We start from the raw sequence: 11809 nt of genomic DNA, 5'->3' as shown, positions 1-11809 counted from the left end.
CATCTTGATTTGTTTTAATAGCTTCATCGAAATGATGAACAAAAAGATGAGGGCTTCATAATGAACATGATCTCAAAAGCAGCTTTAATTACTGGTTTAATCGGTGCAACAACATTTGCCATGGCTAATACTGCTGTGAATCAAACAGCGATTGCACCTACAGCCACTACTACGGTTAAACAGGCTTTAGGCTTAAAAGATGACACTAAAGTACAGCTTAAGGGTTATGTGGTGAAATCGGTCGGTGATGAAAAATATCAGTTCCGTGATAACACGGGCACGATTAATGTCGATATCGATGACGAGTTATGGCAGGGTAAACCGGTGAATGCAAAAACGCCTGTGACCATCACCGGTGAAGTTGACATAGATTACAAACCTGCAAAACGTGTTGAAATTGATGTCGATACGGTTAAATTCTAATTCGGTCGATTCATTGCATAGCCGATCAATGGAAATAAAGTGATAAGGCGGAAGTTTTATATTTCCTTTTATTTCTCCCAAAACCACATGAGTCATTCATGTGGTTTTTTTGAATCCAGCTCCTTTTAAAGCGTGCTATCTTAAAACGATAAAATGCCTTATACATGAGAACAATACATGCGAATCTTACTGGCAGAAGATGATGCCTCCCAAGCAGAAAGCATCAAAACATGGCTAGAAATGGATGGTTATAATATTGACTGGGTCCAGCGTGGCGATCATGCCATTCTAGCGATTGAGCAACATCAGTATGATTGTGTCTTGCTTGACCGCGGACTGCCTAAAGCTACGGGGGATGAGATTCTCAAAACTTTAAGAATGCAGCAGCAACCCACACCGGTAATTTTTATTACCGCGCGCGACAGTATTCAGGACCGTGTTGAAGGTCTGGATTTAGGCGCCAATGATTATCTGGTGAAGCCTTTTAGCTTGGAAGAACTTTCTGCGCGGGTACGTTCTCAACTGCGGCAGCATCAAAGCAGTGCCGGGCACGATCTGCGTTATGCAAATCTGGTGTTAGACCCGCAAGCCAAAACCCTGATTCAAGATGGCCAGACTGTGAATTTAACGGCCAAGGAATTTCAGATTTTGCATAAACTGATGCAAAAGCCGGAACATGTCATGACGCGTGAGCAACTGGAAGAATCACTTTATGCGTGGGGCGATGAAATAGAAAGCAATGCCATAGAAGTGTTTATCTATCAATTACGTAAAAAAATTGGCAGCCAATATATCAAAACCATTCGTGGTTTGGGCTATCGCATGAGTCAGGATTAATATGTCACACGCCGTGTCCCTACAAAGTAAACTGATCAAGACATCATTACTCAGTTCAATGCTGGCTGGGGTTGTGGCATTGCTGCTTTTTATGGCGATTTCCCTGTATCAGACCATGCAAGTGCAAGATCAGCTCATGGATGAAATTGCCGACATGCTGCTGATTTCGGATGTGACCGTCAGTTCAGGACGACAGGTGGATGAACTCAGCGATGAGTTTGATATTCAATATCAACTTAAAGATCAGCAACAGGTGCTCACGCAATCAAAGAATTTTCAAATCGGCAATCCATCTTCAAAGCTCAAAAATAATGCATCGGAAGGTTATGATTTCATTTGGCAAGATCGGCAATTGTGGCGCATGTATAGGGCTGAAGATAGCGAACTGAATATGTCGGTATTGGTGTTACAATCAGTTGGAGAGCGCTTTAAAGATCTGGCTCAAAATGTCATGGGTTATGGCCTGATTTTAGTTTTGCTCTGGTTCATTCAGTGGCTGATTTTACATTTTGCAGTAAAACGCCAATTCAAAGTGATTCATCAATTGTCCAAAGAAATTTCGGGAAAAAATGCTCATGATCTTGCTCCGATTCAGCAGCAAGTGCCTGAATTAAAAGAATTACAGCCCATGGTGTGGCAATTGAATCAACTGTTACAACGGCTCAAACAATCTCTAGTGGCAGAGCAGCGCTTTACCGCCGATGCTTCTCATGAATTACGTTCACCGTTATCTGCCATTCAAATGCGTTTACAGGTACTGAAACGTAAATATCCAGATTTAGCGCAGGACTTGGTCAGTATTCAAAATGATGTCAGCCGGGGGACACAAGTTTTAGAAAACCTGCTTTTACTTGCACGACTCGATCCGACCAATACCAGTCAATTGCCTAAAACTGAAATAGATGTGCAGCTTGTGGTGAAGGAGGTCATTCAAGCCTTGCAACCCTTTGCGCTTGAGAAAAATATTCAGATCCAGACCCAGCTTTCACCTGATCTTTATATTATGGCTAATGAAAAACTGATTTTCAGTTGTTTACGCAATCTGGTGGACAATACCATTCGCTATGCAGAGCAGGGTGGGCATGTATTTATTGATGGACAACAAAAGCAGCAACACATCATTATCAGCATTGAAGATGATGGACAAGGCGTGACAGATGAAGTGCTACAACGATTGGGTGAGCGCTTTTACCGCGCTTTGGGAACCAAAACTCAGGGTTCAGGTTTGGGGCTTTCGATTTGTCAAAAAATCATTGAATTGCATGCAGGGGAAATTCATTTTTCTCAATCCAGTCATGGCGGATTAAAAGTCGAGCTACAATTTCCACTCCATCTGCGTCGCTAAAAAGCAGCATGTTTGCGCACATACTGCCTGTTTCCACGAATATTATTATTGGCTTGTGACTATTTTATTGGGTTTGAATCAGTTTTATTTGGTCAGAATCAGTCGATTGTTACGGGTTAAACGTAAACGATATTCTTCGCCGGCATGCATGATTCGAATTTCTCGGCCAAGGGAAAACAGGTTGTTCGAGTGCAACATCGGTAGTGAGTGTGTGACATCATTATTACGTGTAAATAGGCTAAATGGTGCGTTCATTCCTTCGGTTCCGTGGTATATAGTGAATGTTTTAAATGATAATCATTATCGAATAGACCTGTCAATGAATTATTTAAGATTTCATAAAAAACTTAAATTTGCTTACACTCTGTAATATTTACACGCAAAAATATTTTCACGCAAAGGAGTACGGCATGTCGAAACCCACGATTCACGTTGCAATTGCAATCTTGTTGCATCAGGACAAGGTACTGGTAGGATGGCGTGAAGCAAAACAGCATCAGGGAAATAAACATGAATTTCCCGGGGGCAAAGTTGAAGAAGGCGAAAGCCCTTTAGCCGCCTGTCGCCGTGAAATTTATGAAGAAGTGGGGATTGGTTTGCAGGACTGGCATGCTTTTGATGTGATTCGCCATGAATATGAGGATGTGATCGTTAATTTGCATTTATTTCATGCCATCGTACCGAACGCTTTACTGAATGAAATCCAGCAGCCGTGGAAATGGTATAGCCGTGATGAATTGCTCAGTCTGAATTTTCCCAAAGCCAATCAGGCTATGATCAAGCGCCTGCACTGGGCACATCAGATTAAAATTTCAGATCGGTTAAGTGCATTAGACGCATTAAAACTGGATCAGTTGATGTATTGGCGTGTTGAGGGGACTCAAGCCCAGATTATTGAAATTTCAGGCCTAAGTGTTGAGCAATTATCCAAGCTGATTGTGAATATCGAGCTTTACCAGCAGTTAAATTCAATTCAGCAACAGGCCATTTCTGCCATTCACTTAAAGCAGTCGCAAGTCATGGCTTTAATGCAAGGCGATTTAATCACGGGCAAACGCTACATTGCCGCCTGTCATGATTTAGTTTCAATGAAGCAGGCAGAGAAAATGGGGTGTGATGCCATTCTGTTGAGTCCTGTGTTGGCTACAGAAACGCATCCAGAAGTTGGGGTATTGGGATGGGAACAGTTTAAAAATTTAGCTGTACAAGTCGACATTCCTGTTTTTGCTTTAGGTGGCATGCAAGCCGGTGATTTGCTGACAGCTCAGCAGCAGGGTGCTTATGGAATTGCAGGGATTCGGTTTTTATAACAATTTATATAACCAGAAAAGGATGTATTAAGCTCTGAATTTTTTATCTTAATACATCCAGAATTTTATAAGACTTTCAGTGCTTTTTGCGCTTGCTGAATGGTTTTTTGATCTTTTTGCTGTTGTGCAGCTTTTAAAATGACCAGCCAAAGCTGCTTTTTCATGGCATTGCTTTGCGCATAACTCAGTCCACGTTGTGCTAAAGCTTCGGCATTTGCAGGCTTATTTTTTTTATTGGCCACCAAAGCCAAATACAAAAAAGTCTCGGCAGATTGTGGTGCCAAGCGTTGGGCCTGAAGTGCAGAAGCTTCAGCCTGATTCCATTGCCCCTGTTTATAGGCCAGTTGGGTTTGTTGCATCAATTTTTTAAATGCGGGAAGTTTGCGGCCATCATCAAATTGCTGCGTTCTTTTTTGCTCAGGAACAACCACCTGCATTTTTTTACGTTGAATTTCTTCGCGTTCATAAGGGGTAATGACCACACCAGAAGGCGTTTTAATTTCCTTTTTTTCAGAAGGTGCAGGTTTTGCCGGTTGCTTGGTTTCAGGAGCTGGCAGGCTTTGACAGCCGACCAAAGCGATTAGGCCTAAACCGATCAGCACCTGCTTATACATATTGAATCGAACCTTCATTATGAATTGTCACCCTTAATTATTATAGCTACCGCTTGAAATGATCTGACTATTATTAGATAAGTCACGTTGCATTTCAGTTTCACTTTCACGAATATAGTTTTCGATATTATCGTTTTCTACAGGTGCGGCTTGATTGCTTTCAGTGTCAGAATTGTAAACTGGCTCGACTTGATAATGCGGTAAACCACATGCGGTTGCCTGACGTGGCACATTACTGCGCAGGATCGGAATGTACATGGCGCCTTCACAACCTTGTGCAGATAAATAGCCACTCGCGCGGTCAATCCAGTGCCATTGCACATTTTCAGTTTGGCGTAAGTTCACAGGTTTTTGGCGCAGTTGCTTCATGACATTGGTCCAAACAGGCAGGGCACCTGAAGAACCGGTTAAGCCAGTGACTTTATTGTCATCCAGACCCAACCACACCACACTTAAATAATTACCCGAATAGCCTGCAAACCATGAGTCACGCGTATCATTGGTGGTACCAGATTTCCCCGCCAGATTTAAATCGCTGGGTAAGGCGCTATAAGCCGAACGGCCTGTACCGGAACTCATCACTTGCTGTAAGCCATAATTCAGAATATAAGCGGCAGAAGGATCAATGGTTTTTTGAACGGTCAGACCATAACGATCCAGTAAACGTCCGTTTGCATCCACCACAGAACGGATAGATTTGATTGGATATTTAAATCCGCCCGTTGCAAAGTTGCTATAAATGCTCATCACTTCCATAGGCGACATATCAATTGCACCGAGGAAGATAGATGGATAAGTGGGAATGTTGGAGGTCACGCCAAATTTTTTCAGATGATTGCTAAAAGTTGAAATCCCAAATTCCTGACCTAAACGGACTGCTGAAAGGTTGTAGGAATTTGCCAAAGCTTCGGCCATTGGAATGACACCATGATCACCGCCACTATAGTTTTTAGGTGTCCAGGTTTTTCCTTCACTGGCAATATTGAGGGCGCTGTCTTCAATGGGGCTTGCCCAGTTGTAACGCCCTGATTCAATGGCACTTAAATAGATAACCGGTTTGAGTAAAGAGCCCACTTGACGTTTCGCATCTAAAGCACGGTTAAAGCCGGTAAAGTCTTGTGTAGAACCCACCGCTGCAACCAGTTCGCCATTTTCAGGATGAGAAATTAAAACTGCACCTTGCAAGTCTTTTAAACGTTTAGGATTGGCATTGGCTAAGCCGGAAACAGATGCCTTAAATGCCTCTTGAACTTTGGTTTGCGCAATCGGATCAAGGGTAGTGAAAATTCTTAAACCTTGATTGGTCAAATCACCTTCTTGATATTCAGTCCGCAATTGTCGACGGACAATGTCTAGGAAATCAGGGAAGCGGGCAGGACCCAAAGTCGGTTTTGCAATGACATTGAGTGGTCGTGCCACTTCTTGCTCAAACTGTTCCTGAGTCAGATAACCCATCACCAGCATATTGTTCAGGACAATGTCACGACGTCTTTTTGCACCTTCGGGATTTCTCCAGGGATTGAACAGCGTTGGTCCTTGAACTAAACCGACCAGATACGCTTGTTGAGCTGTATTCAATTCTCTGAGCGGTAAACCAAAGTAAAACTGTGAAGCGAGACCGTAACCATTAATTGAATAACTGCCATTTTGACCCAGGTTCACTTCATTTAAATAAGCTTCCAAAATTTCATCTTTATCATAATGCAGCTCAATTAACAGCGCCATCAAGGCTTCATTGACCTTACGTTTTAAGGTTTTTTCTGGGCTTAAATAGAAGTTTTTCACCAATTGCTGGGTCAGGGTTGAACCCCCTTGACGCTTGCCACCCGTGACATTACTGACTAATGCACGTGCTGTGCCGCGAACTGAAACCCCATGATGATGATAGAAGTTACGGTCTTCTGTCGCAATGAGTGCTTCAATTAAAGGTTTAGGGACTTTATCCAGTTTAATCAGGACACGGTCTTCATTGTGCTGCGGGTAAATACCACCAATCAATAAAGGCTCTAAACGAGCAATCCCGGTAGAGGACGGTTTGGTCGCACTGACTTCACCCACCTGATTATTGTTAAACGTGACTTTTAAAACCTGTTCAGGTTCTGCGCTATCGCCAAAGTCGAAACCACGGGTATGCACATAGAGTGCATCACCTGAGCTAACGTAACTCCCTGATTTGGTGTAGCTATCAGAATTTTTATAGCCGAGTAATTTCAGCTCTTGTGTAAAGTCTGTTTGATTGACCGGGGCATTGGTATAGATTTCCAAAGGACGGGCAAATACTTTTGCCGGAATATCCCAGCGCTGTCCTTCAAACTTATCCCGCACAATATTATCCATTCGTATTAAATAGATGCTAAAAGCCAAGAAAGCACCAATAACTAATATTGAAAAAATAAGCGCTAGTAAACCAATCCCACGTTCAGACTTCATCAATTAATATAAGATCCTGATAAATTGTGCTAATCATGCGAAGCTTTTCGTTTTTTTGCAATAATTAATCTGTGAATGAAGATAAAATAGGGTGATAAAAAACCCGCTAAAGCTGTAATGAGTTATTGATTTTATAAAAGATGTTATTTCTACAGCTTGGGCTTTATTTGCAGATATTGGGTCAATTTTAAAACACCTTTCCAGAATTGAATCATTCCGCAGTGCTATAGATATCAAGATGCTGCTTGGAAAATGTGATCTTTATCATAACAAATCAATATTGCTCAAACTTGCAAGAATGTTTGTTGTAGTTCGTGATAAGTGTGATAAATCATTTTATATTAACTAGTCGATTAATCTATATAGAGTGCCATATAGAACTTTAAAGTTTTTTAAAATGAATAGGGTTAATGCTATTATAGGCAGGAATCGTAGCGGAGCGATGACTCAGGTGCAAATTTCACATAAGACTTTTCGGAACATTGGATTAGTAGGACGTCCAGATAAATCCTCCGTCGTTGAAACTTTAAGTCTCATTCATGACCATCTTTTAAGTTTAGGGCTTCATCCTGTTTTTGATTCTCAAACAGCAGCGCTGGTTCCTTATCCCAATACACAAACCGTCAGTCGTGCTTTACTCGGTGAAGTGGTTGATTTGGTCATTGTGGTGGGTGGCGATGGCTCTTTATTACATGCTGCACGTGCCTTGGTAAAACATAATACGCCTGTTATTGGCGTAAACCGTGGTCGTTTGGGCTTTTTAACCGATATTAAGCCGACCGAAGTTATATTTAAGCTTGACCAGGTGCTTAAAGGCGAGTACCAGTTGGATCGCCGTTTCTTGCTGGAAATGGAAATTCGTTCCAAAGGCGAAAGTATTTATGATGCCATTGCGCTGAATGATGTGGTTTTACATTCGGGTCGATCGGTTCATATGATTGATTTCGAACTGAATATTGATGGCCAGTATGTCTATCGCCAGCATAGTGATGGCCTCATTGTTTCTACACCTACCGGTTCTACGGCATATGCCTTATCCGGTGGTGGACCGATTGTCCATCCCGGTATGGATGCTATTTCTTTAGTGCCGATGCATCCGCATACCTTGTCTTCACGTCCTATTGTGGTCGGCGGGCATAGTGAAATCAAGATTATCATTCGTGAAAATCGCGTGTTACCGATGGTCAGTGCCGATGGTCAACATAGCGTTTCACTCAATGTTGGGGACAGTTTGCATATCCGTAAACATCCATTTAAATTGAATTTACTTCATCCACCCGGTTATGACTTCTATATGGCGTGTCGGACCAAACTTGGTTGGAATCAAGATTTTGACTCTTTACAACAGCAGGATTAAATGATGAATATTGAACAAATGCTGACCGTGCTCGATCCTGAAATTGTTTCGCGTTTAAAAACAGCAGTAGAAATTGGTAAATGGCCGAACGGTGTTGCATTAACGCGTGAACAGCGTCAGACCTGTATGCAAGCGGTATATGCCTGGGAAATGAAACATTTACCTGAAGCCGAGCGCAGCGGTTATATTGACCGAGGCACCAAAGAAGAAGATGAACATTGCGATTCGCATGTTGAAGAACCTGAATTCAAACCGATTCGTTTTGTTTAATGATGAGTTGTTTGAGTAGCTAAACTTTAAATTGAAGTTTAGCTACACGTAAAAGCCATTCGCAATTGTTCGAGGCAGGACTATATTCATATAGTCCTGTTTTTGCGAGAGATGACACTCGGTGGTATTTGCCGAGTTTTGCGAATGGAAAAAGTTTTGGTTACTTTTTAAAAAGTAACACAACGAGCTCCCGTTATTTGCTAATAAACAGTAAGACTCCGCAGAGCCTGACCCTTTAAGCTATTAAACAACTTTTCGGTTTTGCCAAAGCTCTTTGGCTTTTAACATCGCTTCATCATAAGAATCACAAGCATGCATCGTATATAAAGCAATCCCCATGGTTTCAGTGACTGCAATCTCACCATATTCATGATTTTGCTGACCTTCCCAAACTGCTTTAAAAACTGCCAAATCCAGTTCTTCTTCAATCGGGCTACGGTTTTCGGTCAGCTTCGGTAATTCGTGCTCATATAGTTCGCCATTTTTAATACCGCAAATTAAAGTTTTCGCATCCGGATTGCGTTCAAATTCACCACCTTCACCTTTAATGACGGCACTATTTTTATAGCCTAATTTAAAAGCCGCCTGTTGGTGCGAACCTCGATAAGCAGGATGGAAGATCGCCTGTACCGTTGCTTTGGCATTGAATGGATTGATTAAACGGGCAAGGGTGTGAATCGGTGAACGCAAGCCCATCACATTACGTAAGGCAATCAAGTCACTTAAGATGGGTGAAATCGCTTCTAAAGGAATATAGGCAAAATTGCGTTGCTGTAATTGTTGTTCCACATCTGTGTCATTCTGGCAAATGGCATAACCCAGATATTCCAATACCTGTTCAGTATAAAGACGGTTAACGGTATGACCCGATGCGCCATGCATCATCACTTTATAACCATGTTGTGCCAAAGTCAGGGCAGCCAATAAAAACCATGGATAATGCTTACGCTTGCCTGCATAGGACGACCAATCCAAATCGACGTCCAGGTTTTTAAAATTGAGTTGATCCCGTGTGGCTTGCACAAAACCCGCCAGCTCATCTACAGATTCTTCTTTAACACGTAACAGCATTAAGAAAGCACCAAGCTGAACATCTAGCACTTCATCTTTTAAGATCATGCTAAAGGCTTGATAGGCCTCCTCATAACTGAGTGAACGCGCACCATTTTTCCCTTTACCCACAATGCGTACATATTGTGCAAAAGGATGTTCAAAATCTTTATAGATATTTCTTTTGGTTTGCATAAGTCTAACTTTATGGGCAAGTAAAATAAGTATGCAGCTATTTTATAAAGTTGACAGGAATATTGCAGCCTAATTCCAACAAAACTTCAGTGGTTGAGTTTAGACCAATGTCTAATAAGGAATTGATGATTATTTAGTCTAATTAACAAATAAGCGAGAACAAGCATTAAAAAATTAGGTAAAATTTAATCATATTAGACTTTTGTTGCATTCCAATCTCCTGATCTAGCGGTTTTGAATTTGGAAAAGTTCAGAATATCGTGATTTTTTAATCACCCTTATAATACGTATTTATTGTTCAGTATTGAATGAATTCAATGCTTTGGCGCTCTTTTGCCTGGCAAAAGGGTTTTGGGCTGTTTATTTGATGAAAATAGACAAAAACTGAATATTTCTTATTTAGAAATATATCGTGAAGTAATGTCATGGCTAAAAAACCAATTTATAAGTCACTTTATTTTCAAGTGATTGTTGCCATTATTGCGGGTATCCTTGTTGGTCATTTTTCACCAAGTGGAACGCAAATAATCAATGGTGCAGAACAGTATGTTCCGGGCTTAGGTGAACAACTTAAACCTTTAGGTGATGCTTTTATTCGTTTGATTAAAATGATCATCGCGCCAGTAATCTTCTGTACAGTCGTCAGTGGTATTGCTGGTATGGAAAGCATGAAATCAGTGGGTAAAACTGGTGGTATTGCTTTACTTTACTTTGAAATCGTATCAACGATTGCCTTGCTGATCGGTTTGCTTGTCATTAATGTTGCAAAACCGGGCGTAGGCATGAATATCGATGCTGCATCTTTGGATACCTCAGGTATTTCTAAATATGTAGAATCAGGTGCTTCACAATCGACGCTTGATTTCTTTATGAATATCATCCCGAATACGGTTGTAGGTGCATTTGCTGAAGGTGAAATTCTTCAAGTATTGTTATTTGCGATTATGTTCGGTTTTGCGCTGCATAAACTGGGTGGTGCGGGTAAACCAGTACTCAAATTTATCGATCAAATCTCTCACGTTTTCTTCAATATCGTAAACATGATTATGAAGTTAGCGCCGATCGGTGCGTTTGGTGCGATGGCATTTACCATTGGTAAATATGGTATTAGCAGTTTGGCGCAGTTGGGTCAATTGATCTTGTGCTTCTATGTGACCTGTTTACTGTTCATTTTCATCGTATTAGGTACAATCAGCCGTGTTTGTGGTTTCAGTATCTTGAAAATGATTCGTATGATTCGTGAAGAATTATTGATTGTTTTAGGTACATCTTCTTCCGAGTCTGTATTGCCTCGTATGTTGAAGAAACTTGAAATTGCAGGTTGTGAAAAGTCAGTGGTGGGTCTGGTAATTCCTACAGGTTATTCATTTAACCTGGATGGTACCTCTATTTACTTGACTATGGCGGCAATCTTTATTGCGCAAGCCACCAATACACAGTTGGATATTGAACATCAAATTACATTACTTGTGGTGTTATTGATTTCTTCTAAAGGTGCAGCGGGTGTAACCGGTTCCGGTTTCATTGTGATGGCTGCGACCTTGTCAGCAGTGGGGCACATTCCAGTGGCAGGTTTGGCCTTGATTCTGGGTATTGACCGTTTCATGTCTGAAGCACGTGCATTGACTAACTTGGTCGGTAACTCATTGGCGACTATTGTCGTTGCAAAATGGGTTGGTCAATTGGACACTGAACAGCTTCATCATGCGTTAAATAACCCTGAATATGTGGATGCCAAGATGCTTGAAGAAGCAGAGAAACCACATAGCTAAAAGATTGGATTAAGAAAAAGGAAGCTTCGGCTCACTGCTGTCCCATAGTTTGATTTAAATAAAAAACCTGAGTCCAAATCGTTAAAATATGAGTGCAAACAAACACTTTAACGACCAGGATTCAGGTTTTGTCACATCAGAATACCGTATTTCATCAGCTTATTAAACCCGTCGTGCGACAGGATTTTGAGCAACTTGCTAAAGTA

Annotated in this window: 11 protein-coding genes; 7 read left to right on the top strand and 4 right to left on the bottom strand. The window is 41.3% G+C overall.

Annotated features, from left to right (window positions below; genetic code table 11):
• The first annotated feature begins 60 nt into the window (after nucleotides 1–60).
• From E0H81_RS00055 to E0H81_RS00045, 3 genes are all read left to right on the top strand, one after another.
• On the top strand, nucleotides 61–423 hold the full coding sequence (locus tag E0H81_RS00055; RefSeq protein ID WP_131315530.1) for a NirD/YgiW/YdeI family stress tolerance protein: 363 nt from the start codon (nucleotides 61–63) through the stop codon (nucleotides 421–423).
• 177 nt (nucleotides 424–600) lie between these two features.
• A complete protein-coding gene (locus E0H81_RS00050; protein ID WP_131315527.1) occupies nucleotides 601–1260 on the top strand; it encodes a response regulator transcription factor in 660 nt (219 codons plus the stop codon).
• A 1-nt stretch (nucleotide 1261) separates the two neighbouring features.
• Nucleotides 1262–2605 carry a sensor histidine kinase gene (locus tag E0H81_RS00045; RefSeq protein ID WP_131315525.1) on the top strand — a complete coding sequence of 448 codons (1344 nt, stop codon included), beginning with the start codon at nucleotides 1262–1264 and terminating at the stop codon, nucleotides 2603–2605.
• A gap of 84 nt (nucleotides 2606–2689) precedes the next feature.
• Here the strand turns inward: E0H81_RS00045 and hemP are convergent, their stop codons facing one another.
• Nucleotides 2690–2860, bottom strand: a complete 171-nt coding sequence (gene hemP, locus E0H81_RS00040) for a hemin uptake protein HemP (protein ID WP_131315523.1) — start codon at nucleotides 2858–2860, stop codon at nucleotides 2690–2692.
• Nucleotides 2861–3015: 155 nt separating this feature from the next.
• Here hemP and E0H81_RS00035 point away from each other — a divergent pair, with 155 nt between their 5' ends.
• Nucleotides 3016–3915: an NUDIX domain-containing protein gene (locus tag E0H81_RS00035; RefSeq protein WP_131315521.1), complete on the top strand. Its 900-nt coding sequence runs from the start codon at nucleotides 3016–3018 to the stop codon at nucleotides 3913–3915.
• Between the two features lie 65 nt (nucleotides 3916–3980).
• Here E0H81_RS00035 and E0H81_RS00030 read toward each other — a convergent pair whose 3' ends face one another.
• Together E0H81_RS00030 and mrcB are read right to left on the bottom strand one after the other, a co-directional pair.
• Nucleotides 3981–4529 carry a tetratricopeptide repeat protein gene (locus tag E0H81_RS00030; protein ID WP_131315518.1) on the bottom strand — a complete coding sequence of 183 codons (549 nt, stop codon included), beginning with the start codon at nucleotides 4527–4529 and terminating at the stop codon, nucleotides 3981–3983.
• Nucleotides 4530–4562: 33 nt separating this feature from the next.
• Nucleotides 4563–6959: a penicillin-binding protein 1B gene (mrcB, locus tag E0H81_RS00025; RefSeq protein ID WP_131315516.1), complete on the bottom strand. Its 2397-nt coding sequence runs from the start codon at nucleotides 6957–6959 to the stop codon at nucleotides 4563–4565.
• 442 nt (nucleotides 6960–7401) lie between these two features.
• Between mrcB and E0H81_RS00020 the strand changes: the two genes are divergently transcribed.
• Complete coding sequence (locus tag E0H81_RS00020) at nucleotides 7402–8316, top strand: NAD(+) kinase (protein WP_205677714.1); 915 nt, start codon at nucleotides 7402–7404, stop codon at nucleotides 8314–8316.
• Nucleotides 8317–8319: 3 nt separating this feature from the next.
• Nucleotides 8320–8586, top strand: coding sequence for a YeaC family protein (locus tag E0H81_RS00015; RefSeq protein ID WP_131315514.1), 267 nt, complete (start codon nucleotides 8320–8322; stop codon nucleotides 8584–8586).
• A gap of 243 nt (nucleotides 8587–8829) precedes the next feature.
• On the opposite strand, the gene E0H81_RS00010 is transcribed toward E0H81_RS00015, so the two are convergent.
• Complete coding sequence (locus E0H81_RS00010; RefSeq protein WP_131315512.1) at nucleotides 8830–9831, bottom strand: glycosyl transferase family protein; 1002 nt, start codon at nucleotides 9829–9831, stop codon at nucleotides 8830–8832.
• Between the two features lie 425 nt (nucleotides 9832–10256).
• Between E0H81_RS00010 and E0H81_RS00005 the strand changes: the two genes are divergently transcribed.
• The gene (locus tag E0H81_RS00005; RefSeq protein WP_131315510.1) at nucleotides 10257–11603 is read left to right on the top strand and encodes a dicarboxylate/amino acid:cation symporter; all 1347 of its coding nucleotides are present in this window, start codon (nucleotides 10257–10259) and stop codon (nucleotides 11601–11603) included.
• The last annotated feature ends 206 nt before the right edge of the window (nucleotides 11604–11809 follow it).

This window comes from Acinetobacter terrestris (assembly GCF_004331155.1).
GTDB lineage: Bacteria > Pseudomonadota > Gammaproteobacteria > Pseudomonadales > Moraxellaceae > Acinetobacter > Acinetobacter terrestris.
This window is presented reverse-complemented; position numbering and strand designations above follow the sequence as displayed.

What these genes read in the sequence shown, in the direction of transcription:
- E0H81_RS00055 (WP_131315530.1), top strand. Translation starts at nt 61, where the DNA reads ATGAACATGATCTCAAAAGCAGCTTTAATTACTGGTTTAATCGGTGCA.
- E0H81_RS00050 (WP_131315527.1), top strand. Translation starts at nt 601, where the DNA reads ATGCGAATCTTACTGGCAGAAGATGATGCCTCCCAAGCAGAAAGCATC.
- E0H81_RS00045 (WP_131315525.1), top strand. Translation starts at nt 1,262, where the DNA reads ATGTCACACGCCGTGTCCCTACAAAGTAAACTGATCAAGACATCATTA.
- hemP (WP_131315523.1), bottom strand. Translation starts at nt 2,860, where the DNA reads ATGAACGCACCATTTAGCCTATTTACACGTAATAATGATGTCACACAC.
- E0H81_RS00035 (WP_131315521.1), top strand. Translation starts at nt 3,016, where the DNA reads ATGTCGAAACCCACGATTCACGTTGCAATTGCAATCTTGTTGCATCAG.
- E0H81_RS00030 (WP_131315518.1), bottom strand. Translation starts at nt 4,529, where the DNA reads ATGTATAAGCAGGTGCTGATCGGTTTAGGCCTAATCGCTTTGGTCGGC.
- mrcB (WP_131315516.1), bottom strand. Translation starts at nt 6,959, where the DNA reads ATGAAGTCTGAACGTGGGATTGGTTTACTAGCGCTTATTTTTTCAATA.
- E0H81_RS00020 (WP_205677714.1), top strand. Translation starts at nt 7,402, where the DNA reads ATGACTCAGGTGCAAATTTCACATAAGACTTTTCGGAACATTGGATTA.
- E0H81_RS00015 (WP_131315514.1), top strand. Translation starts at nt 8,320, where the DNA reads ATGAATATTGAACAAATGCTGACCGTGCTCGATCCTGAAATTGTTTCG.
- E0H81_RS00010 (WP_131315512.1), bottom strand. Translation starts at nt 9,831, where the DNA reads ATGCAAACCAAAAGAAATATCTATAAAGATTTTGAACATCCTTTTGCA.
- E0H81_RS00005 (WP_131315510.1), top strand. Translation starts at nt 10,257, where the DNA reads ATGGCTAAAAAACCAATTTATAAGTCACTTTATTTTCAAGTGATTGTT.